The organism is Corynebacterium pilosum DSM 20521 = CIP 103422 (genome assembly GCF_000373805.1).
GTDB lineage: Bacteria > Actinomycetota > Actinomycetes > Mycobacteriales > Mycobacteriaceae > Corynebacterium > Corynebacterium pilosum.
The window spans coordinates 1-22,565 of record NZ_KB892456.1 but is presented as its reverse complement, the minus strand read 5'-3'; the positions used below and the strand labels follow the sequence as shown (position 1 = coordinate 22,565).

Annotated in this window: 17 protein-coding genes, 1 tRNA gene and 2 pseudogenes; 9 read left to right on the top strand and 11 right to left on the bottom strand. The window is 57.7% G+C overall.

Annotated features, from left to right (window positions below; all coding sequences use genetic code 11):
• Positions 1-242: transposase (locus B097_RS12685; protein ID WP_018581377.1), on the bottom strand; the 242-nt coding region annotated here is incomplete at its 3' end.
• A gap of 115 nt (positions 243-357) precedes the next feature.
• On the opposite strand from B097_RS12685, the gene B097_RS0107100 reads away from it, so the two are divergent.
• From B097_RS0107100 to B097_RS0107090, 3 genes are all read left to right on the top strand, one after another.
• Positions 358-2,001, top strand: coding sequence for a SpaA isopeptide-forming pilin-related protein (locus B097_RS0107100; protein ID WP_272913558.1), 1,644 nt, complete (start codon positions 358-360; stop codon positions 1,999-2,001).
• A gap of 112 nt (positions 2,002-2,113) precedes the next feature.
• Complete coding sequence (locus B097_RS0107095) at positions 2,114-2,641, top strand: peptidylprolyl isomerase (protein ID WP_018581842.1); 528 nt, start codon at positions 2,114-2,116, stop codon at positions 2,639-2,641.
• Positions 2,642-2,700: 59 nt separating this feature from the next.
• The gene (locus B097_RS0107090) at positions 2,701-3,360 is read left to right on the top strand and encodes a rhomboid family intramembrane serine protease (protein ID WP_018581841.1); all 660 of its coding nucleotides are present in this window, start codon (positions 2,701-2,703) and stop codon (positions 3,358-3,360) included.
• A 613-nt stretch (positions 3,361-3,973) separates the two neighbouring features.
• Here B097_RS0107090 and crgA read toward each other — a convergent pair.
• The 8 genes from crgA to B097_RS0107050 all read right to left on the bottom strand — a co-directional run bounded on the left by crgA (position 3,974) and on the right by B097_RS0107050 (position 13,426).
• Entirely contained in the window at positions 3,974-4,243 is a 270-nt protein-coding gene (gene crgA / locus B097_RS0107085) for a cell division protein CrgA (RefSeq protein ID WP_018581840.1), read from the bottom strand.
• Positions 4,244-4,305: 62 nt separating this feature from the next.
• Positions 4,306-6,309 (bottom strand): Stk1 family PASTA domain-containing Ser/Thr kinase, encoded by a 2,004-nt coding sequence (gene pknB, locus B097_RS0107080; RefSeq protein ID WP_018581839.1) that lies wholly within the window; start codon positions 6,307-6,309, stop codon positions 4,306-4,308.
• Positions 6,306-7,895, bottom strand: a complete 1,590-nt coding sequence (locus B097_RS12680) for a serine/threonine-protein kinase (RefSeq protein WP_018581838.1) — start codon at positions 7,893-7,895, stop codon at positions 6,306-6,308. Before B097_RS12680 ends, pknB begins: the two co-directional genes overlap by 4 nt.
• A complete protein-coding gene (locus B097_RS0107070; protein WP_018581837.1) occupies positions 7,895-9,331 on the bottom strand; it encodes a penicillin-binding transpeptidase domain-containing protein in 1,437 nt (478 codons plus the stop codon). The genes B097_RS12680 and B097_RS0107070 overlap by 1 nt, the downstream gene beginning before the upstream one ends.
• Entirely contained in the window at positions 9,328-10,713 is a 1,386-nt protein-coding gene (locus B097_RS0107065) for an FtsW/RodA/SpoVE family cell cycle protein (RefSeq protein ID WP_018581836.1), read from the bottom strand. The genes B097_RS0107070 and B097_RS0107065 overlap by 4 nt, the downstream gene beginning before the upstream one ends.
• A 1-nt stretch (position 10,714) precedes the next feature.
• On the bottom strand, positions 10,715-12,109 hold the full coding sequence (locus B097_RS0107060; RefSeq protein ID WP_018581835.1) for a PP2C family protein-serine/threonine phosphatase: 1,395 nt from the start codon (positions 12,107-12,109) through the stop codon (positions 10,715-10,717).
• Complete coding sequence (locus B097_RS0107055) at positions 12,106-12,552, bottom strand: FHA domain-containing protein FhaB/FipA (RefSeq protein ID WP_018581834.1); 447 nt, start codon at positions 12,550-12,552, stop codon at positions 12,106-12,108. The genes B097_RS0107060 and B097_RS0107055 overlap by 4 nt, the downstream gene beginning before the upstream one ends.
• A 37-nt stretch (positions 12,553-12,589) precedes the next feature.
• Positions 12,590-13,426 (bottom strand): FHA domain-containing protein, encoded by an 837-nt coding sequence (locus B097_RS0107050; protein ID WP_018581833.1) that lies wholly within the window; start codon positions 13,424-13,426, stop codon positions 12,590-12,592.
• A 207-nt stretch (positions 13,427-13,633) separates the two neighbouring features.
• Between B097_RS0107050 and B097_RS0107045 the strand changes: the two genes are divergently transcribed.
• Positions 13,634-13,717, top strand: a tRNA-Leu gene (locus tag B097_RS0107045).
• Positions 13,718-13,941: 224 nt separating this feature from the next.
• Here the strand turns inward: B097_RS0107045 and B097_RS0107040 are convergent.
• Positions 13,942-15,012 (bottom strand): hypothetical protein, encoded by a 1,071-nt coding sequence (locus B097_RS0107040; protein ID WP_018581832.1) that lies wholly within the window; start codon positions 15,010-15,012, stop codon positions 13,942-13,944.
• 440 nt (positions 15,013-15,452) lie between these two features.
• Between B097_RS0107040 and B097_RS0107030 the strand changes: the two genes are divergently transcribed.
• Complete coding sequence (locus B097_RS0107030) at positions 15,453-15,881, top strand: hypothetical protein (protein WP_018581830.1); 429 nt, start codon at positions 15,453-15,455, stop codon at positions 15,879-15,881.
• A 59-nt stretch (positions 15,882-15,940) separates the two neighbouring features.
• Here the strand turns inward: B097_RS0107030 and B097_RS0107025 are convergent, their stop codons facing one another.
• Positions 15,941-17,557, bottom strand: coding sequence for an Eco57I restriction-modification methylase domain-containing protein (locus B097_RS0107025; protein ID WP_018581829.1), 1,617 nt, complete (start codon positions 17,555-17,557; stop codon positions 15,941-15,943).
• 131 nt (positions 17,558-17,688) lie between these two features.
• On the opposite strand from B097_RS0107025, the gene B097_RS0107020 reads away from it, so the two are divergent.
• From B097_RS0107020 to B097_RS0107005, 4 genes and pseudogenes are all read left to right on the top strand, one after another.
• Entirely contained in the window at positions 17,689-20,721 is a 3,033-nt protein-coding gene (locus B097_RS0107020) for an Eco57I restriction-modification methylase domain-containing protein (RefSeq protein WP_147287093.1), read from the top strand.
• Positions 20,722-21,038: 317 nt separating this feature from the next.
• Positions 21,039-21,521 (top strand): annotated as a pseudogene (locus B097_RS0107015) (IS21 family transposase); the annotation flags it as partial.
• A 137-nt stretch (positions 21,522-21,658) separates the two neighbouring features.
• Positions 21,659-22,306: a transposase gene (locus B097_RS0107010; protein ID WP_018581826.1), complete on the top strand. Its 648-nt coding sequence runs from the start codon at positions 21,659-21,661 to the stop codon at positions 22,304-22,306.
• Between the two features lie 33 nt (positions 22,307-22,339).
• Positions 22,340-22,565 (top strand): annotated as a pseudogene (locus B097_RS0107005) (IS256 family transposase); the annotation flags it as partial.

Here is a 22,565-nt window from a genome sequence, read left to right as displayed (position 1 = left end):
CGCAGCCGCTTGTTCTCCTTGCGCAGCCGGGCCATTTCCTCGTTTTCCTCGGTGGTGACACCGGGGGCGGTGCCGGCGTCGACCTCGGCCTGCCGGACCCAGTTGCGCAGGGTTTCCCGGGATACCCCGAGCTCGCTGCCGATGGCGGTGCAGGTGGCGGTCAGTGATCGGTAGTCCTCGCGGTGCTGCTGGACCATCCGGACGGCCCGGGTCTTGAACTCGGGGTCGTAGGACTTTTTCATGCTGGTGATCCTTCCTTATCGGAAGGCGGCAAGAAACCCGTGACGGTTCAGTGCGCTTGGAATTTTTTAACAACGACGCAGCAATCCTCCGTTGCCCAACCGATGTGGTCTGCGGGTGGGTCTAATTGTTGACACTTCTGGAAGCATGGGCAAGACGGGGATCAATACAATCAAGCAAATTCTCGCAGGAGGCTCAGGGAAGACTGGTTTCATTGATGAAGTAGGAAAAACACAAACCGAGTTAGGATTCGTAAGATTTGATGATGATTCTCCGGCCGAAAATAATATTGTTTCCCCATTGTCGATGAATTCTGACATCGACAGAGAAAAATCTAAAAAATGGGTGGGGAAACTGAATAGTGATAATGGTGGAACAAATTGGGAGGCGGGTCTTCGACAATTTGCAGAGTATAACAATGCCAATCCCGCTCTAAAATATGATGTGGTCTTCATGATCACAGACGGTAACCCAACTAGGCTCGATACCAAGACCAAAAATGACAATGGGTTCGACGGGGAGTTCCGCCATGTTGAGGCAGCTATGGGCATGGCTAATACGCTCAAGGCCCAGGGCACACGCGTGGTTCCAGTGGGGATTCCAGCGAACTGGCCTCGGCGTGCTTCGGGCACGGGTGAGACCCAGCTCAGTGTCTCCGATCACAACCTGCAGGCATTGTCCGGGATGAACTCTGATGGCAGTTCCACTTCTTTGCGCAGGAGTGATTTTGCGACTTTCACCGATGCTGATGTCTTCCGGCAGGCTTTGATTAATACCCTCAATGATTGCGCTATCACCGTGGAGCGCAGATTCTATGAAGGCGATGACCCGAATGCTATTCCAAGCCGTGACAACACGCGACCTACCATCGAAGAATCCAGGCAATGGGGCTTTGATGGAGTCCTCACTCCAGCGGGCGGACAGAGGACAGAACAGACCAAGGAATACCCCACTGCTGAGCCTGATTCCGATAATTTAGTCGCCCGTATCGGTCTCAACGGTACAACCAACTACTCCAGCATTGCTGTCCGGGAGGAAACCGGAAAGATTCCCGAAACGTGGGAGCGCATGCCCGCTGAAGGTGGGCAACATGCGCAGTGTTTCAGGCGCAACGGTGACCCAGTCTCAGTGACAAATCTTGATTCGAGAGATCAAGCCAACCCGACCAATGATTTCCAGCTCAACAACGTGCCGTTAGCTGGAGGCATCCATTGCGTTGTTTATTACCGGGCAAAAACTATACCGACCACCTATGACCTGCGCCTGCGCAAAGTTGATGCGACTGACACGACAGTGTCGCTTGATGGTGCTGAATTCGAACTGCGCTCGCTTAACGACGAAGGCCAGCCTGGCGATGTACTACCGACCAAATCCGGAGATAACACCGGCGAATTCGTATGGGATGATCTCCCACTGGGGTCGTATGTCTTGACAGAGACGCGTGCTGCGGCTGGAGGGTACTCCCTTCTGCCTCAGCCGGTATATTTTAAGGTCGAGTACGATTCTGATGAGCTCGCTTTCTTTCTGCTGGAGGGCCCGAACGATCGCACCGGACAGCGACTTGACGGTGCATCACCTTCGCTGAACTTCCCGATTGTAGATTTCATGGTGGCAGACCAACAGGTGGATCTGGCAATTGCCAATGTCCGCGCCGGTGAGCTGCCAAAGACAGGTGGCGCAGGTGTTGGACTGTGGATTGCCGCTGGCATCCTTTTGATTGCCGCCGGCGCAATCGGTGCGAGAAGGAGAGCGATCGCTTGAGCACGCCAGCTAGGCCCTCTTTGACTTGGCTTCGCGCACACCCTTCACGCTGAGAGCGAACACGCATGGTCACTGCCGGCAATTGTGCGGAAAATTCTTTACACTAAGGGACATGACTCAGAAGACTGCAACTGCAACGATGCACACCAACCTTGGTGACATCGTCATTGACCTGTTCGGTAACCATGCGCCACAGACTGTCGAGAACTTCGTCGGCCTGGCAAAGGGCACCAAGGAGTACTCCACCAAGAACGCATCGGGCACCAACGAGGGCCCGTTCTACGACGGTGCGATCTTCCACCGCATCATCCCTGGCTTCATGATCCAGGGCGGCGACCCAACCGGCACCGGAACCGGCGGCCCAGGCTACCAGTTCGCTGATGAGTTCCACCCAGAGCTGCAGTTCGACCGCCCATACCTGCTGGCTATGGCGAACGCTGGCCCAGGCACCAACGGCTCCCAGTTCTTCATCACCGTGGACGCCACCCCTTGGCTGAACAACAAGCACACCATCTTCGGTGAGGTCACCGACGAGGAGTCTAAGGCTGTCGTCGACAAGCTGGCGAACGTGCAGACCGGCCGTATGGACCGTCCAGTTGAGGACGTCGTGATCCAGTCCATCGACATCGTCGAAGCATAAATTTCACACCCAGTCGCCCCCGCCACCGTGCGGGGGCGTTCCCATTTCCAGGAACAACCATGAGAACCGACAACTGGCTCACCAACCTCCGCCGCACCGCCCCGGCCACCTGCATCTTCACGATCATCTGCACCGCGGTGTACCTGATCACCGCCGTCCAAGCCCGCTCCCTGGAATCGGTGTGGACCTCGGACCTCGGCACACGCATGGTGCTGTGGGGCCCCTTCGTGCAGGGCGAGTCCTTCGGCGCGCTGCGTGCCCTGACCGCCGTCTTCATGCACCTGGACATCGGCCACCTCGCCTTCAACCTCTTCTTCCTGTTGTTGGTCGGCGCGGAGGTGGAGCGTTTCGTCGGCACGCGCGCCTACTCGGCCGCCTTCATCGCCGGTGGCCTAGGCGGGTCGGCGGCGGTGCTGCTCATGGATTTCAACACACCCACCGCCGGGGCGTCCGGCGCGCTCTACGCCCTGATGGCCGTGTTGGTCGCCATCGCTTCACGACGATCCACTGACCTTCGTGGGCCACTGGTTCTGGTGGGGGCGAACGTAATCTATTCACTGATCTCCCCAGGTGTCAGCCTGTGGGGCCACTTGGGTGGCTTGGCGGCCGGTGCGGTGATGGCGTGGCCGCTGACCTCACCAAAGGAGTCGGTGAGGATTGGGGCGGCCGTGGCCACGGGGGTAGTTGCTGCAGCGATCGTGCTGGTCATCGCCATGTAGCAGGCATCGTGCTTGGGAAGTTCCCGCATAACCCACATTCGCCTCCGGGCGGGTGTGGGTTTCTTTGTGCCCTGTGGGTTGTTGTGCACAACCTGCCTAGTTATCCACGGGTTATCCCCAGAGGAAAGTTATCCACAAGAGTTATCCACAATGTGGATAACTACATTTATGTAATTCCTAGAACGAATGCGCTAACAGGAGGTCTACGACCTTGCCTTTAGCACATTTAACAGTACAGACAGGCTAGTTGTGTAAGTAGTGCACAGGTTTATCCACAGGCTGTGGAATTGTGTGTTTTGGCAACTTTCCACAGATTCATCCACACCCTGTGGATAACTTTGTGGTTTCCCCTTCAACAGGTGCGTGGAAAAAGTACACAGACGGCCTCCCCCTGCCATCCCATCCCGCAAACCGATATAGTCCTCGCCCCATAGTGCGAGTGGGTTATTGAAAACCTAGTGGTGTCACGCAGTATAGGCAGAGGACTATATCGGTTTGTGAAAAATAGGTGCCCAAGTAGGTGCCCAAGCAGCAAGAAACCCCCGGACCTGCATCGCAGCAGGCCCGGGGGCAACCGAGAAGTACCGGCCTCAACCGGCAGTAACTTAAACGCCTAGCGCCAACCCATGGTCATCAGCAGACCAATGATCAGGCCGCCGAAGCCGATCAAGTAGTTCCAGGGGCCCAGCTCCAACATGAACTGGATCTGGTCACCGGCGAGGTAGTTTACCACTAGCCAGGCCAGGCCGGCGATCATGAAGCCGAACATGATCACCTTGTACCACATCGGGGTGCCGCCGGTATTGATCTTGACCGGGGTGCGGCTGGTGCCGGTGCTAGTGGTGGAGGTGACTGGGGTCTTCGTAACCTTTGCCTTTGGCATTGTCTTCGTCCTTCGTTGTGTACTGCGGGTACTATCCTGGTGATTTCGCGCGAGGCCGGCGCCTAGTTGTTTGGCGCTAGTCTAGCATTCGGGTTGAGGGTGCCCGTGGGCAGCAGCGCTGCGGCATCGAACTTCCACAGATTCACGCCCACCGTGGCATCCTTGCGGATCTGGTCACCTTCTTGTGGTCTCTGGGCACCGATGAGGCCCTCGTCGATAAGCGCACCGGTTGGCACCGTCGGTCCCTGCTCTAACCTGCCGGTCCAGCCTTGCTCGCGGAGAGCGGCGGTGGCTTCGTTGGGGCGCATGCGGGTGATGTCGATCATCTCGATGATCATCCCGTTGGATACCTGAATGGCCACGGACGAACCGCGGGCGACTTCGGTACCTTCGCCTGCCACGGCAAGGACCTCACCCTCGGGGCGATCGGAATCCACGTCTTCGAACTGGGCAGTCAGACCCAGCGAACTGAGTGTCCGTTGCGCCTGCTCAGAGTTCATACCCACTAGCGAAGGGATGCGCACCAGCTCAGGGCCGGAGGAGACCACGATCTTCACCTTAGAGCCCTTCGACAGCTGCGAACCCGGTGCCGGCTCCTGGCGGATGATGCGGCCCGGATCCACCGTTTCGCTATCTTCCTCCGCAATGTTTTCGTCCAGTTCCAAGCCTGCGTTCTGCAGGGCCTGGGCGGCTTCTTGCGGGGTCATGTTGGTGATGTCGGGCACGTCAGTAATCTCGCGTCCCGATGACACAGTCAGGGTGACCAAGGTGCCCTCGCGCAGCTGGGAACCGGCGGTCGGGTTGGTGCGGATCACGTGGTTGCGCGGAACGTCAGGGTTCGGCTCCTCGTTGACCTGCACCTGCAGGCCAAGCTCCTCAAGTTGGGCGACGGCCTCGCCGCGTTCCAGCCCGGTCACCTCAGGCACGGTGATCATGGTCTCTGTGATCGTGGGCGTGTTCTCGGTGCGGAAATAATCCACCGCCAACGCGCCCGCAAAACCGATGACCACCAGCGCCAACAGGCCGGCGATCCACTTCAGCCAGCGCGCACCACCCTTCGAGTTTTCCTCGCGGTGGCGGGCGTAGCGAGTGGCTCCGTCCTCCCCGTCCTCCGGGCGGTGCGTTGCAGCGGCTCCAGCTGCGGCCATGGGCGCACCCACAACTTCGGTGGCACCTTCAGACCCCGCAGGCAAAGCAACATGGCTGCGCGCCGCCGACGTCACCGCGCCGCGGCCCAAACGCTGCAGGTCTTCGCCCATCTCGGTGGCGGTCTGGTAGCGGTCCGCCGGGTGCTTCGCCATGGCGGTGAGCACCACGGCGTCGACATTCAAGGCTGCCTGCGGCGACAGTCCGGGAATGTGCGCGCTCGGCTCTTCGGCATCTTCCTGCACGTGCTGGTAGGCCACCGCGAAAGGTGTCTCGCCCTCAAAGGGTGGGCGGCCTGTCACGGCCTCATACATCACACACCCAAGGGCGTAAATATCGCTGCGTCCGTCGACGGGCTTGCCACGCGCCTGTTCAGGGGAGAGGTACTGCGCGGTGCCGATCACGGCGGAGGTCTGCGTCATCTGCGCGGTGGAATCGTCCAAAGCGCGCGCGATGCCGAAGTCCATCACCTTCACATCACCGGTGTTGGTGACCATGATATTTGCCGGTTTCACGTCGCGGTGAATGATGCCAGCATCGTGGCTGGCCTGCAGCGCCGCGGTCGCGGGCACTAGCAGTTCGGCGGCGGTCTCGGGGGTCAGGGGACCATCGTTACGCACAATCGCGCGCAGGTCGCGGCCGATCACCCGTTCCATCACGATAAATGGCACGTCAATGCCGTCGATCATGTGGGAGCCTGTGTCATAGACCGCCACGATATTCGGGTGATTCAGGCGCGCAGAGTTTTGCGCTTCACGACGAAAACGCTCCCGGAAATTCTCATCCCGGGCCATGTCCACCTTCAACATCTTCACCGCGATTTGGCGGCCGAGCAGCGTATCTGTAGCCGCGTACACGTCACTCATGCCGCCGGTACCGATGCTCTCACCGAGCTCGTAGCGGTTACCTACTAACGTCATGAGACACCTCCCATTCCTTGTGATTCGGCCGCACCATCATTCTCCCGCGCCTGCGGGGAGCCCTGGTCCGCCGGGGTATCGCCACCGGGCGCCTGTTGCGGCACGCTGGTCAATTGTGGCGGATCCTGCGGGACGGGCTGCGGGTTCGGGGCCTGCTGGGTGGGCAACGGTTCGGTGACCAGCGGGGGCTGCGGCGTGCCGCGCCCAGTATCGCCCCTATTACCACTATCGCCACCGCCGGGTGCTTGTCGACGATCATTTGGTTGCTGCCCAGAGTCCTGGGGCGCACGCGCCGTCGGTTGTTCCGCCGGTTGACGGCGCGGTGCGTTGTTCTGCGGTTCCTGCGGAGCCCGCTCCACCGTGTTCGGCGCGTCCGACGTGTCCGTTTCTTCCGTAGGGGTCACAAATTCTGTCACCATGGAGGTGCCGGTGGTCTCGCCACCGCGGCCGTCGGAGGAAAATGGCCCGGCCACAAAAGCCCAGACCAGGGCGCCGATTGCAGCGGCAGCCAGCACCCCTGTCATGATGAGGGGTGCTTTGGAGCCGCCCTCGTCGTCATGCGCCGTGCTTGCCGCAGCCTTCGCAGACTTACTTTCGACAAGGTCGGTGGGTGCTTGACGACGAGCCTCCGGGTGCAGCGTGGTCGGTTGTGCCACCGAGGCCAACTGCCTGGTGGAGGCGGTGGGGGAGGGTTCCTCGGCTACCTGGGTCATGGCCGCGCTGGCCGGTTGTGGTGGGCGCTTGCCCTCGCGAACTGCGGCGACGGCAATGGCCAGCTCGTTGCCGTCCGCAAAGCGGGTGGAGGGATCCTTGCGCAGCGCAATCTCAATGAGTTCGCGGGCAGGTGCCGAAATATCCGTGGACAGCGGGGGTGGCTCATTGTTCACGTGCGCTAACGCAACGCTGACCGAAGAGTCGCCTTGGAAGGGGCGCTCACCGGCCAGCATCTCAAAACCCATCACGCCCAGCGAATACACATCCGATGCGGCGGTGACTTCGCGGCCCTGCGCTTGCTCGGGAGAGACGTACTGGGCGGTACCCACCACCATGCCCGTCTGCGTCAAAGGCACCGCCGCGGCAGCCTTGGCGATGCCAAAATCGGTCACCTTCGCCTTGCCGTTCTGCGTGATCAAAATATTGCCCGGCTTAATATCGCGGTGCACCAACCCCATGCGGTGAATCACCGCCAAGCCGTGGGCTGCCTGCTCCAGCACCTCGACCGTGAGTGGCTCGTCGAGCTTGCCCTCGCGCGCCAACATGTCCGCCAGCGATTCGCCACGGATGTACTCCATGACGATGAAGCACACGGTATAACCGGCCGGGGATTCAACCTCCCGGTAGTCATAGGTGCGCACCACATTGGCGGAATCGATTCCCTCGGCGGCCTTCGCTTCGTTACGGAAACGGGTGAGGAACTCCTCGTGCGAGGAGAACTCGGGCTTCAGAACCTTGATGGCTACTTCGCGGTCGGCGTGGGTATCGTCGGCAAGCCACACGGTGGACATGCCGCCGTGGCCGATGATCCACTGCAGGCGGTAGTCATCCCCAATCAGTTCTTGCAGGCCGTCGCGGTTATCGGGGTGCATTAGCCTTCACCTCCGGCGGGGGCCACATTCAAGATCGTGCGGCCGATCGGGGCCGCGACCTGGCCACCCGTCGCAGACGAGCCGAAGCCGCCACCGTTTTTCACAACGACAGCCACGGCCACATCCTTATCCGGGTCAAAAGCCACGTACCACACGTGCGGTGCCACACCATCGGCGTGCTCCGCGGTACCGGTCTTGGAGGCATAATTATTGCCGTTGTAGCCGGCCGTGTTGCGCTCTGAGGCATACATCAGGTCCGTCAGCGTTGCCGCCTGCTCCGGGGTCACCGCCTGGGTGATCTCCTTCGGGGACTTCTTCGAACGCTCCTCCAGGTTGGGGCCCAGCACGCGGGAGACCACATAAGGTTCCATGCGGCGGCCCTCGTTGGCCACGGTCGCACCCATGATGGCTGCCTGCAGGGCGGTCATGGTGACATCGCGCTGGCCGATCGACGACTGAGCCGTCGCGGCGTCGTCGGGAAGCTCGCCCATCGAACCCGCGGCGGTGGGAAGCCCCATGTCGTAGGACTCGCCCACGCCGAAAGCCTCTGCGGTCTGGCGCAACTGGTCCGCGCCCACCTCAACGCCCATCTCGACGAAGGCGGTGTTGCACGACAGGGCAAACGCGGTCTCTAGCGAGACCTGCCCGCCTCCCGCACACGGCTGGCCCGCGTAGTTGGTCAGCTCGGTGGTGGTTCCCGGCAGCGTGATGGAGGCAGCACCCGTCAGCTGAGAATCCGGGGTGTAGCCGGCCTCCAAGCCTGCCGCCGTGGTGATGATCTTGAAAATCGAACCTGGGGGCAGCTGCTCTTGCGTTGCGTGGTTGAGCAGCGGGCGGCCGGGATCATTGTTTACGGCGGCCCAGGCGGACTCGGCGGTCTCTGGGTTCGCAATCGAGTTGGGATCGTATGACGGCGTGGATGCCATCGCGACGACCTCGCCCGTCGACGGGCGGATAGCCACCGCGGCGCCCTCGTAGCCGTTATTCGCCAACGCCTCATAGGCGGTGGCCTGGGTTTGAGGGTCCAAGGTCAGCTCGATGGAATCACCCTTGCGCTGCTCTGTGCCCGTATCCAGAAAACGGGAGTTCAGCAGGGAGGTGGTGTCGCCATTGAGTTGGGCGTTGAAACCCTGCTCCAGGCCGGCGGCACCGTACTGGTCCGACAGGTAGCCGATCACCGGCGCGAAGGAAATCGGCATCGTCGGGTAGGTGCGGGTGTACAGGCCGTCTTGACCTTGGACGGACTGCGCCATGATCTGGCCACCGGCGTTGATCTGGCCGCGCTCCGTCTCTTTCATCTTGATCAAAGCGCGCTGGTTCAGCGGATTCTGTGCATACTTTTCCTCATTGAAGGCCTGCACCCACGTGACGTTGAGCAGCAGCGCCAGGATGAGGATGAGCGAAAAGATTGAGCCTATGCGGATCGAGCGGTTCATCGTGCCACCTCCGCGTTCGCGGCGTCCGCCGCAGGGAAGTAACTCGTGCCAGACGTCATCAGGGGTGAGTCACTGGAATCTTCGTCGACTTCGATCGGCTTGCGTGCGCTGTTGGAGATGCGCAGCAAGAGGGCCAGCAGGATGTAGTTCGCCATCAGTGCGGAACCGCCGGCGGACATAAACGGTGTGGTCAGACCCGTCATCGGCATCATCGCAGATATACCGGCGACCACCACGAACACCTGGATCGCGACAGTCAAGGACAGACCTGCCGCCAGCAACTTGCCATAGGAATCACGCACCGTCATCGCAGCCTTGAAGCCGCGGGTGATGAAGATGGCGAACAAGACGATCACGCCAGCAAGCCCGATCAAACCGAGCTCTTCACCAATGGCCGCCAGGATGAAGTCGGTCCAGGCCACCGGCACGTGGTGCGGGTAGCCCATGCCTAAGCCGGTGCCGGTCATGCCGCCCCAGCTCATGCCGAACAGTGCCTGCGACAGCTGGTAGCCGCCGCCATCGCCGTGGTAGGTGCCCAGCGGGTCGAGGAAGTTTTCCACGCGGGACTGAATCTTCGCGCTCACGTTGTACACGGCCACCGCACCAATGGTCACCAGGCCTAGGCCGATGACGAGCCAGGAGGCGCGCCCCGTGGCGAAGTACATCATGCCCAAGACGGTGGCGAAGAGCAGGAGGGCCGGGCCGAAGTCATTCGACGCACCCATGATCAGGATCGCGATCGCCCAGACCAGAAGAATCGGTGCCAGGTCACGCAGGCGTGGAAAGTCCATGCCCAAGAACCGGGAACCGGCAACGGTAAACAGGGCCCGCTTCTGCGTGAGCAGCTGGGCGAAGAACATCAGCAGCAAGATCTTGGAGAACTCGCCCGGCTGCACCGAGAATGGGCCGATCGACAGCCAAATCTTCGCCTCCGCGCCTTCTGGCTGCGGCCACACCAGCGGCAGGGCAAGTAGTACCAGCCCAATCAGGCCCAACAGGTAGGAGAACCGGGTGAGTGTTTTGTGGTCCGCCAGCACAATCAGCGTGATCACCAGCAGAACGATACTCACCAGAGTCCACATCACCTGGCGTTCGGCCAGGCTGGTCTCACGGGCAATATCGATGCGGTAAATCATGACCAGCCCGATCGCGTTCAGCGCGGCGGCCACCGGAAGAAGGATCTGATCCGAGTGCGGTGCGGCGAAACAAATCACCACGTGCGCCAGCGCAAACACCCCAATGAAGCCACCGATCAACCACAGCATGTCTGTAGTCAATGTGTTGCCCTGCGATAGCTCCAGGCTGACCAGCATGAGGGCCAGCAGGCCCGTGGCCAGAATCAGTAGCGCTAGCTCAATTTTTCGTCCGAAAATGCGACTCATATTACTTCACCTCCCGGCATTCGACAGATGCCTGATTATCGCTCTCCCGGCCCGGATCCGTGTCCCGGTGAGGGGCCACGCAGACGGGGAGGGCTTCGTCGGCAAGCCTGTTCATCTGACGGCTCACCTCGTCGTACGTGCCGCCAGCCAGGTCTTGGGCCTGGCCGCGCACGGACTCCGGCAGATCGTCGAGGGAGAACAGCTGACAATCAGCTGGGACGTCCCCGATGTCGACGAACTTCAGTTCATTGTTGGAGTCAATACACGTATGTTGGATCGGCTCATGCAGGGCGTTGCCGAAGATCTCATAATCTAATCCGTGCTCGACGACGAACGCACCCTGCTCGTTCGCCGAGACGAAAAAAGAGTTGTCCCTCTTCCGCTCCAGCAGAAAACCGCCCGCGAGCACAAGAATCAGCACGGTAAGCAGGCTAATCACAACCGCCCAGCTGGCCTTGCTGCGCCCGGGATGAGACTCCTCATCTTCATCGTCCATGTCCTCGGCGCCACCGGGCTCGTGGACCTGGTTCGCGTCGCCCTGCTGCGGCGGGATCACCTGGCGGTTCTTGTTCAGCGCCGCCGCACGGCCCGCAGCCGTATCAGGGTGCGTCTCCTTCTGCTCCAGCGCCAGCGCGCCGGCCATGGCAGGGGTCGTCGGCAAGTGCGGGGCGTTCTCCGCGTGCGTATCGACGACATCTGCGATGACGATGGTGATGTTGTCGGGGCCGCCGGAGCGTAATGCCAGCTCAATGAGCGTATGTGCGGCTTCATCGGGAGTGCCCTGGCCAAGTGCAGCCTCAATGGTGGAGGCGGTGACTGGGTCCGACAAGCCGTCGGAGCACAGCAGGAGGCGGTCGCCCACCTGTGCATCGATCGTCGCCAGGCCGGGCTCCACCGGACGGCCCGTAAAAGCCTTTAAGATCAGGGACTTCTGCGGGTGAGAGGACACATCCTCCGGGTCCAGCTTGCCCTGTTCCACCAGTGACTGGACGAAAGTGTCGTCGACAGTAATCTGTTGCAGCTTGCCGTCGCGCAGCCGGTAGCCGCGGGAATCGCCGGCGTGGATCAGGCCAAACTCGCGGCCGTTGAACATCAGGGCCGTCAGGGTCGTGCCCATGCCGTCCTGCTCCGGGTTGGCCCGAATCGCATCGGCGATCGACGCGTTCGCATCTTCCGCGGCCGCGCCCAACAGGGCCAGCATGTCATTGTCACCCGGATCCTGGTCCAGGTGCTCCATGTGCTCCACCATCAGCTGGGAGGCGACTTCGCCGGCGGCGTGGCCACCCATGCCGTCGGCAAGCAACAGCAAGTTGGGTCCCGCATACGCGGAGTCCTCATTATTACCGCGCACGAGGCCGCGATCAGACACGGCCACATAATTTAGTTTCAAGCTCATGGGACCAACCTCACAATCGTGCGACCCATCTTGATATCCGTCCCCACGCTCACACGTTCTGGCTGCTCAATGCGTGTGCCGCCGACGAACGTGCCGTTACGTGAATCCAGGTCTTCTACGAACCAGTCACTGCCGCGACGGAACAGACGCGCGTGGCGTGACGACGAGAAATCGTCGCCAAGCACGAAATCGTTCTCATTCGATCGGCCCAAGGTAAACGCCTCAATCGACGAAATGTCCATGTGGCTGCCCTTCAGCGGGCCTGATACAACGGTGATCGAGCGGGCCTTCTCGCGCCGGATCGGGTTCGACGATGTTGTGGCGCGGCGTGCACCACTTGTCTTCGTCACATCACGACGCAACGCCAAGATCACAATAATGATTAAGATCCATAGCAGCGCCAGAAGACCAAACCGGACCGAAAGAAGAACTATGGAGTCCACGAGATTACAGGCCTTTCTTTAGCGGTTGGGCAAGACTTTAGCGCGAGGGCCCGACAATACGGACCTCTATATTCGAATGGCCAATGGTGATCACGTCACCGTCCTGGAGCAACCAGTTCTCCACATTCTCATCGTTAACGGTGGTGCCATTGGTTGACTGCAGATCAGTCAGCACTGCGTCATGGCCATCCCACGTGATCTCCGCGTGCTGGCGCGACACACCCGTGTCTGGCAGCCGGAAGTCAGAATCATTAGAGCGGCCCAAAATATTGGAACCCTCGTGCACCAGGTAGGTGCGCGAGGAACCGTCCTGCAGCAACAAACTCACAGCCGGGCCGTTGGCACTTTCCACAGGTTTCACTGAATTAGGTTCGGACATGTCATCCTCCTTTGCGGCCTCCTCATGAGAGGCACTGGGTGGAACCGGAGCCGGCTGCTGTGCCGACGGCTTCGGGGCGTCCGCCACGATGGCATCGAACCCACTGGCGACATCCGGATCCGGATCAATATACGACGAGATGCGAAGCTGGCCGGTACGCAGGCCAGATTCCTCCGCAATCCGCACCACGGCAAAACCCGCGAGGGCCCAACCCTGGTTGCGGATGTATCGCATCAGCTGGTCAGCGAGGCGGTCCGGAAGATCACGCTCCTGCGACAAATTCTCCAGATCTTTCGACGACACCCCCACCGCAAAAACGTTGGGGGTAATCAGATGCTGCTGCTCAGTTTCCGTGAGATTGTCCTGCGCCTCCTGCTTGAGTAGCTCCTCAATTTCAGCAGGCACGACACGACCACCGAACACCGCCGCGAACCCATTATCAAGGCCACGTTGCAAACGACTATCGAACTTGGCCAGACGCTCCATCAGCCCCATCTTCCGCACCTCCTCCCTCAACTCAGCAATTAGTTGTCCGCTATGGACAGATGTTTTCTGTGCCAGTATAGAACCCTTTGGTGCATGTTACCTACATGCTCGCTGCAAAAGACGCTGGAAATATGCCGTGAAGTCGCCTTTTTGAGGGAACTGAACTGGCGATTTGGCAGATTTGCAAGGCCTGCGCTACAGTTATGCAAGTCGCCCGCCCGGGTGGCGGAATTGGCAGACGCGCTGGCTTCAGGTGCCAGTGTTCGCAAGAACGTGGGGGTTCAAGTCCCCCCCCGGGCACAAAGAGCGGTTCCATGAACTGCGACACCGGAGGTCACAAACTCGAAAGAGGGTGTGGCCTCCGGCTTTGTCTTTTTTCTGGGGTTGGTGGTGCCGGATTGTGCGGGCGGGGACTTGTGGGGGAGAGTTCTGGTTTGGGTGAAGCGTTTGAGAATGACCTGCACCCCGGATGGGCTACTGAGGAGCGTGCAAACTCGAGCATGATCTAGGCCACAAGCCGGCCGTTAGTTGCTCTGCCCGCTCCAACCGGTTTGTTCTTTGAACCGTGCAACGACTTCGTAAGTCGTGCCAATCGCGTGTTTGGTCTCGCTTTGCAGTTGAGTGGCGCGCAAGCGCCAAGCGGCGGCACGCACTAGGTCTCCTTTTTCGATCGAGTCCTTTTCCGCTAGAAGCTCATCCATCTCCTTCTTGATGTGACCTAGCTTGAGTCCAGCGCGGGCTACGTCTACGTAGGTATCCCAACCGCTGAGGAGGGTCTGGGTCGATTCATCGAACTCCGTACGGTCTCGAATAAAGGCAGTGGTATCGAGATTGAAGCTGATGAGCGGAAATGTCCTAATTTTTGGATGTTCCCATCGGAACAATCCGCCAATTGGTCCGTCTTGAAGGACGGATGCAAAGCTGTAGAGCTCATCCCCAGGCTGAAACAGTTCCCCGGCTTGGTTCGCCGTTGCGTAGTTCGCATACGGATTTGTGAAGGGCTCAGACTCTCGGGACACTCGAGTTGGCTCAAGTAAAGAACCCAGTTCGTCAATCCTGCTGAGCAGGTCTGCGCTTGGATAGTCCTTATAGAGGACGAGCGAGAATGTTGGAAAAGCCTCGAGGTCGTAGAGGTACTGGCGGAGTTCTTGGGGGACTTGTTCGACTCCAGCATCTATCATTCGGCACCCTGCGTTTTTTACGTAGTATCTCTCCAGGTGGCGCTGGTCGAAGTCGCAATCAGAATAGACGTCAGCCCATGAGAACTGGCGCCGAGATCGGAAATGGTCAAAGTCGTTGAGTAGAAACTCAATGAGACGGTCGTACGCTTGATCGAACTTTTTCGTGCGCTCATTGTTGCACTTTTGGCACATTGTCTTGCCGAACTTGACCACTTGCGAGTTCTTTCCGCGAATCGGGTAGAACCGCCCATCTTTCCCTGGCACGAGGAGATTTTGACCGGCTGACAAGACACTCTCCATCTGTTTGATGCGAGAAGCCTTAATCGAATGTTCCTGTGAGTCTGCAACGTTTTCTTCGCAAATCCAGCAAAGCTCTCGGTTTCGGCGAGTGTAAGGGTTCTGCTTGGTAGCCATTAAGGGCCTCTTTCTACCGTCGTGATTCTTCGACGGTGCTATCAGTCGGTTAGAGCGGGTGGGGCTGACGGTGTTCGGCAGTTCAATGGTGCTCATTGAAGAAGCTGGCCCAAGGCTGTGGGATATGGCTTGAGGCAGAGAAAATCCTGGTGAAGGCTCTTAGACTGAGAGTGTATGAGATATTGAGAAGTCTACATGAGCACCGAGAGCATACAGGGGATGATCGGCCACTTCGGTCTCCACGATTGGTGGTTGCACGAGCTTTCTGAGGATGACCGAGAGCTGATCTTGGCCCCTACCACGCGACCAGATGATGATGACGAAACTAGCCTTCTCCATGGAACCGGATTTATTACTAGCCAGAATCCTTCTTTTTTCTTACCATTTTGGCTGGGTGGTTCATGGGCGCCGATCCAAAGAAGCGAGAATTGGCGCTGCGAATGGCGGACAAGGCATGGGAGCTAAAGGACGACCCGGGGCCGGCTAAAGGGGCCGAGAATGTCTTTGCCAGGCACTCGGCGTTGGGTTCCATGATGAAGATCTACTATCGCCATCGAGCAAACCCTGAGCATTTTAAACGAGCCGTCGAATGTACGGAACTGCAGATAGAGATGCAAGCGGAGGCTATGCAAGCTTGGCATGCACTTGAGGAAGACCTCTTGGCGAAGTTGCGGAAGTACAACCCAGGCTATAGCAGGGAGCACCCAGCGACTCCGCCGGGCCACTTAGGTTACAAACAATTGGCCATTGTTCTGGAGAAGGAGAAACGGTACCAAGAAGCCCTGGACTTAGTAGAGGAGGCGAAGGCTGCGGGTTGGAGTGGCGACTGGGATAAGCGAGCTGGCCGGTTACAGAAGAAGCTGAGTTGAGATAAAACCTCCCGTGTTCTGAAGGACGAACTTCAAAAAATATCGGCGTGACAATCCGGCTAGTTTCGCTCCAAGCGCCGATTCAGTAGCGATAAGCGTGCTTCGTGGATGAGCTCCATGTGCTTGAAGTCCATCTCAGGCAGCCATTCAGGCATCAGTGCGTCAGTAGCTTCGACGAGATCGTCTTCGGTACCTGCAGTCCGAGAGATCTTATCCAGGTGATCGATCGACTTGCCGGCTCCGGGGGTGACGGGAATGGACAGGGAAGAGATCTCGGATGGGACCAGCTCCAGGACTCCTCCGCCGAAGCTTCGACCCTCAATTTCTGCTGATAGCAGGGTTAGCGAATTGTGGAACGAAGCGGCTATGTCTTCAGCCGATAGCGAGGTGGTCGGCAGAACTTGACCTCGGTAGATAGTGTCTGTAGTAAAAGCCTTCGCCTGATTGACGATCATCCGAGGATAACGATTTGAGCGTTTTGCCAACATGAGTTCACCAGGAGTCACCAGCGGCACGCGATACCAAGGGCTTCGAATCCGAGTCTTGTACCGGGTGTGAAGGTTCTCATCTTCACCCTTCTGGATATATAAGGAAGCCAAAATTGAATCTGTTGGCGCTGGCTTATCGGGAGCGAAGTCTAAAAGCCATGAGGGTATATCCGTACTTGCCAGGAGTTCATGCTCCTCAGCACTGAAAATCAGACCTGGAGCATGCCGGGTACGAGGAAGTAGCGGGACGAGCCAAGGCTGCAGGTGATGCACTTCCGCAACTTCGGTCGAAACACAGAAATACTTGTTTGCCCCTGTGACAGTGGAGACGCTGAACTTTGCTACTTCCGAAAGCGGAACAATGTCTTGCATGCTCAACGCATCTTTTACCGCCTGGTTGTGCTGGGGAGAGAGCAGATAACTTGTCCAGGTTTTCGAATCGACTGAAATAGAGTGGCGCCATTCATGCAGGCCGCCATTGTGGTCGAAGAACTCAACAATTCCAGTTTTTCGACCCGTGTCAGTGGTGCGACGACCCGTGACTACAGCGACTTCCTGGAGGACGTCAGGGAAGGACTGGGGCGCAAAGAGATCAATATGGAGATCACTGGTGTTTCTAATCAACCAACCCCTCACGCGACTTGCCGAGATTCCGGTCAAGAACTCAGTAGGAAGTATGAACGAGAAGACTCCACCTTCGCTCAAGCGGCTGAGTGAGAGTAGAAGGACGGGAATCCATAGGTTAGACACAGCAGTTCCCGGAATACTCAGGTCACTGCTTATCGAGGATGCTCGACGTCGATCGGCCTCGTCGATGAACTGATAACGGACGTACGGTGGATTCCCCACAACCAGATCAAATCGATCGGGGGCCTCGGAGTGCCATTCGAGAACATTCCCGGATCTAATGTCTCCGGGCAGCCCGCTAGATTCAAGTGCGTCGGCGCTCTTCTGGGCTTCAGCGGGATCAATTTCGACTGCCTGCAGGTAATCGATTCTTGGCTGAAGGATCGACTCTCCTAGCCCTCGAATAAACGCGCCGTCTCCTGAGGATGGTTCCAATACTCGGAGTTGCGATCGGCTCCCGAGAAGGCGAGCAGACCTCTCGATGCACACTTCCACTAAGGGTCTAGGGCTGTAGAACCCTCCGCGAAGCTTCTCTGCTGATACTTGATCTTTTGTTTTCATGATTCCTTACTTCAGACTCTGAAGTGACATAGTAGCGGCCTCATTCTCTACCCGAGAACGAAGGTGTGGGCAGGCAAAATTTTGACTTCGCTGAGGGCTTCGGCAGATACTTTGGTGATAAGAAATTGCATGTGAGCAGCGTTGCTACAGGTAATTTTTGGCCCTACTCCAAAGGAAAAGTGATGGCTGCGGTTGCTCCCGTAAATGTTGAAAAACTAGTTGAGAAGTTCAACTCCGGCTTCAGCCACTACACAGCGTCACTGGGAAACTACCTAGAAGCAGACGTCCGCAGTGAGTTTATAGACCCACTTCTTCGGGAGTTAGGGTGGGACATCGACAATCGAAACGCGTTGATCCCCTCGATGCGCCCAGTCGTGCGAGAAGAAAATCAACCTAGGGCAGGCAAGTCCGGGAAGCGTCCTGACTACACCTTGCGTGTAAACGGCATTAATAAGTTCTATGTCGAGGCAAAAAAGCCGTCCGTTGACATCTTGAATGATCTGAGTTCGATCCGACAGGCTAGGTCATATGGTTGGACGGGGCAGCATCCGATTGCGGTCTTGACTAACTTCAGGCACATTCGCGTTTTCGACGCTACCGTTCCTATAGATGTAAATGATCTCCCGACTACAGCTCTCTTGTTCGAGAGTGAGTATCGGGATTTAAACAAAAACTGGTCCCGCCTGTATGAATTGCTCGGCCAAGAATCGGTAGAGGATCAAAGCTGGGAAGCACAGTTTAAGAACTTTAAAGCCCCCTCCCATTTGCCGGCCGATGAGAGGTTTATCAGACAGCTCAATCAATGGCGCCTGGAGCTTGGCGATAGCTTGGTGAACCGGAACCCTCAGCTGACTGGCGACGAACTCAATGACGCAGTGCAGCAGATCTTGAATCGTCTCATCTTCGTTCGTATGTGCGAGGACCGTGGTATTGAAGGGGAGGGCGTTCTGAGGGACGCCTTTGCAGGCACCACCACAGACATCGCCAAGTTCTTCGACAAGCTGGACCGGACTTACAACACAGGCATTTTCGGGCCAAGTTCAAATCCCCGAGACCCAATGCGACTAGTGGATGCGCATGTCCTCCGAGAGATCGTGAACCACCTTTATGCGCCCTTCTCTCCGTTCTCATTTGCAGTTCTAGACGCCGATTTTCTGGGCCTTGTCTACGAAAGCACCCTTGCTGAATATCTGACGGTTAGTGAAAAGATCGATCATCGATCGGTAGCCTTAAACCCGAAAAAGGAGTACGAGAAACGAGATGTCGTTACAACGCCGCAGGTTCTTGTTGATTCCACTGTGCAAGCGGCGTTTGCTGAGCTCACTGTACACTCACCGACCGTTCTAGATTTTGCAGTTGGGTCAGGTCGTTTTCTCGTTTCGGCTTTTGAAACGATCGTGCAAAACGAGATTGCACGCCGACTGGGTTTACCCGGGCGGCCAGGACTTTTGAAGATCGGCGATGATGATTACCGTCTTGTTTTTGAAGAGAAGCGACGCGTCCTAGAGGAATGTTGTTTCGGCATAGACATTGACTTCAACGCCGTGGAAGTAGCCCGCTTTAGCCTACTCATCCGACTTTTGGAGGACGAGACTGCCGAGACGCTGCCTGCGGGTAAGCAACGGATTCTCCCGAGTCTTGAAAGCAACATCATTCACGGCAACACCCTAGTTCGAGAGATGCCTTCTACTGCATCGGAGGAAAATGTCCTTCAGACTCGTCCGCTCGATCTGGAATGGGGGGGTTTACCTGCATCTTTCGACCTTATTGTGGGCAATCCCCCCTATATGGCGCCGGAGGAGATGAAAGCCTACAACTCATGGGAGCTGCAGTACTTGAAAAAGAACTACCGAACAGCGCACAAACAGTTCGATAAGTACTTCGCGTTCGTCGAGTTCGCGGTGGACCACCTCTCTAAGGAGGGTGTGCTCGGTGTCGTCATCCCAAACAAATGGATGACTATTGGAGCCGCAACGAAATTTCGTTCGATGCTTCGAGAAGAGGTAAGTGTAGTTAAGCTTTCCAACTTCCGACATGTGCAGCTTTTCGAAGAAAAGTCGATCTACGTCTGTATTCTGGTCGCTAGCCACAATCCCCGCCCGTCTTTTGAATACTCTGAGCCTGATTCTGCGGAAGAGTATGCAAGTAGCTCAACTCGAACTGAGATACTCGACGCCGACAATCTACCTACAAACATGGAAGGCGCTTGGGTTCTACCTGCAAATCCTGTCGAGGCGAGGGTTCTTAAGCGCCTGTTCAAGGACAGTATCCCTCTGGGGCAAGTAGTTAAGCCCAGGAACGGTGTACAAACTAGTGCGAACGCAATCATGGTTCTCACTTCCCCGAAGGTCGATAACGGTTACGTAGAATTTGAGAATAAGGGCCGTACATGGCGCATTGAGGAAGCCATAACTCGTCCATATCTGGATGATTCGAAAGGAATCCGTTCCCACCGTGAGGTTGAGGCTGACTCGCGAATAATTTTTCCATACAGGACTGCTCTTGATGGGAAAAATAGTTCCGGTTATGAGGTCCTACCTGAACACGAAATGGCAGAATTTTATCCTCTAGCTTTCAGCTATTTGCAAGCCCATCGGGAGAAGCTTGCCAAGCGAAATGTTGTCGAATCTGAGCGAGAGAAAGCCTTCTACGTTTATGGACGAACTCAAGCCATCGGCTATTGCACGGCCGCTCCTAAAATTTTTTACTCGGTTAATCAGCGAGGGGAAAAGTATGGTTTGGACACAACCGGGATTGTTTATCAATCTGGCGGAACCGCAGGTGAAGTGGCGCTCTTTCCCGAAGATGCGCGGTATTCATTAGATTACGTGCTTGGTGTCCTCGACCAACCCGTCGTTGAGTTTTATCTAAGGAAGCGGGGGAGTCCGTTTCGTGGCGGCTACTTTGCAAGGGGTACAGCTGTTATCGCGGAAGTACCTCTCCCGAAACTGAATTTTGACGATCCTGAAGACATCAGATTTCAAGAGTCCGTTATTGATCTGATGAAGGGCCTGCGTAAATTGAATTCCCAGATCGATTCAATCGCGAAGCGGGACTTGACGGGACATAAGTACAAGATCGCAACGCTCCGCAAACTACTCCAGGATCTATTCTTGGAGCGCTGGGGGCTCTCTGCAGGGGAAGTGGAAACACTGCGCTTGTGAGCGTGGGAAGCTGTCTTCGAATAGTGCTTTGTCAGTTTTTTGCTTGAACCCTTTGGCTCCGACGGTCAAGTCCTTTTGAGTGGTGTGTCTGCCATTCGATAGAGCAGAAGGTCTGGCGGTGCTGGGTTTGATGCGCAAAGACGTTCGAAAGGCTATTGAATATTCGCTTCACTGGGGTCCACCGGTCGCGTGTCCGGGGGCCAGCAGGCTGAGGACGCATTCATAGGCTTCGGGGCCACTCGTGGTGCGCTCGGGGGCCACCACGCTTACGCTTCCTCCGCCGTGTGTATAGGGCACACGGCAGAAGGAGCAAACCAATGGTACGAAAGATCAGAGCGAAGCTGATACTCCAGCTCCGCTCCGAGGGCCTATCCGGACGGGCGATCGCCTCGTCGCAGGGCATGTCCCGAAAAAGCATCACCGCCGTACTGGAAGCAGCCGACGCAGCGGACGTGAGCTGGGATGACGTCGCCGACCGTCCCGATGACGAAGTCTATGACCTGCTGTTCCCGGGCCGGGGACAACACCACAGCGTATTCGCCCAACCGGACTGGGAGAAAGTTCACCGGGAACTCGCCCGGGTCGGGGTCACCTTGAAGTTGCTGCACGGCGAATACACCGACAGGTGTGCGGCCACCGGCGCCCCGGCGATGGGCTATGACCGGTTCTGCCGGACCTACCAGCGCCACGTCCTGGTCATCGGGGCGGCGTCACGGGTGGGGCACAAGGCTGCCCAGAGCGTCGAGGTCGACTGGTCCGGGCCGACGATGACCCTGCTTGACCCGGTCAACGCCTGCCGATTGTGGGTAGTTGGTCGGGGTAGTCCGCGTAGTTGGTAGGGGTGATTCTGGGTAGGTGGTCGGGCCATGATTTTTTGTGGCGGTGTCGTTAATTCTTCGGCATCGTGACACGTTTTCATGACCAAGGAGGCCATTTCATGGCTGAATTCAAAGAGATCATGGCGATGCGGCTCGACGGCAAAAGCTACGGCGATATCGCCTCCGCGTTGGGCTGTTCCAATCGCGATATTTCACGCGTGATCGAAGTCATCAAGGCTTATGACATCACCAGCGATTCATTTGCGGGGCTGTCGCAAGAGTTCTTCGACGAGCAGTTCCCTGACGGACGATGGGCCCGCAAAGCGTCGTATGTCCAACCGGATTACAAGGCCTTGGCCGACAAGTTGGCGAGGAATAGGCATCTGACCAGGTTCAAATTGTGGGAGGATTACTACACCTTGCCGTCGGATCCAGGAATGGTGAAGTACCAGTACGCCCAGTTCTGTGACGGCTTCGCCGCTTACATCAAAACCCATGGCCTTAGCGAAGTGATTGACCATGAACCCGGTGAGGAACTGTATGTCGATTGGGCCGGTGACAAAGTCACGATCACTGATCCGGCTACTGGTCGGGCTGCGTTTCGGGCGTCAGTTTTCGTGGCAGTGTGCCCCTATTCCGGGTTGTTGTTCGCGAAGGCCGCGCGCAACGAGAAGATGGACAACTGGATTGACTGCCATGTCGCCACGTTAAACTATCTCGGGGTGCTACCAGCGATTATCGGAGGGTGTCAGATGGTTTGTGTGTGAGGGATTCCCCTCACACCAAGGAGATGAACCAGAATGACTACCGTGGCACGACGAAACCCAGAGGACTCCGCAAAGATCAAAGCGATCGAGGAAAAGCTCCTCGCCAATCCTGAGATGGCGAAGCTGATCGACGAGCTCGGCACCTCCACCACGGATGCCAACGATCTCGTCCGGGGCCTGCTCCAGGCCTCGATCAACCGGGGCCTCAACGCCGAGATGGATGCCCACCTCGGCTACCAGCACGGCGACCGGAACAGCA

Bases quoted from the DNA above. Each gene is read 5' to 3' on its own strand.
- B097_RS0107095 (WP_018581842.1), top strand. From the start codon at position 2,114: ATGACTCAGAAGACTGCAACTGCAACGATGCACACCAACCTTGGTGAC.
- B097_RS0107090 (WP_018581841.1), top strand. From the start codon at position 2,701: ATGAGAACCGACAACTGGCTCACCAACCTCCGCCGCACCGCCCCGGCC.
- crgA (WP_018581840.1), bottom strand. From the start codon at position 4,243: ATGCCAAAGGCAAAGGTTACGAAGACCCCAGTCACCTCCACCACTAGC.
- pknB (WP_018581839.1), bottom strand. From the start codon at position 6,309: ATGACGTTAGTAGGTAACCGCTACGAGCTCGGTGAGAGCATCGGTACC.
- B097_RS12680 (WP_018581838.1), bottom strand. From the start codon at position 7,895: ATGCACCCCGATAACCGCGACGGCCTGCAAGAACTGATTGGGGATGAC.
- B097_RS0107070 (WP_018581837.1), bottom strand. From the start codon at position 9,331: ATGAACCGCTCGATCCGCATAGGCTCAATCTTTTCGCTCATCCTCATC.
- B097_RS0107065 (WP_018581836.1), bottom strand. From the start codon at position 10,713: ATGAGTCGCATTTTCGGACGAAAAATTGAGCTAGCGCTACTGATTCTG.
- B097_RS0107060 (WP_018581835.1), bottom strand. From the start codon at position 12,109: ATGAGCTTGAAACTAAATTATGTGGCCGTGTCTGATCGCGGCCTCGTG.
- B097_RS0107050 (WP_018581833.1), bottom strand. From the start codon at position 13,426: ATGGGGCTGATGGAGCGTCTGGCCAAGTTCGATAGTCGTTTGCAACGT.
- B097_RS0107040 (WP_018581832.1), bottom strand. From the start codon at position 15,012: ATGGCTACCAAGCAGAACCCTTACACTCGCCGAAACCGAGAGCTTTGC.
- B097_RS0107030 (WP_018581830.1), top strand. From the start codon at position 15,453: ATGGCGGACAAGGCATGGGAGCTAAAGGACGACCCGGGGCCGGCTAAA.
- B097_RS0107025 (WP_018581829.1), bottom strand. From the start codon at position 17,557: ATGAAAACAAAAGATCAAGTATCAGCAGAGAAGCTTCGCGGAGGGTTC.
- B097_RS0107010 (WP_018581826.1), top strand. From the start codon at position 21,659: ATGGCTGAATTCAAAGAGATCATGGCGATGCGGCTCGACGGCAAAAGC.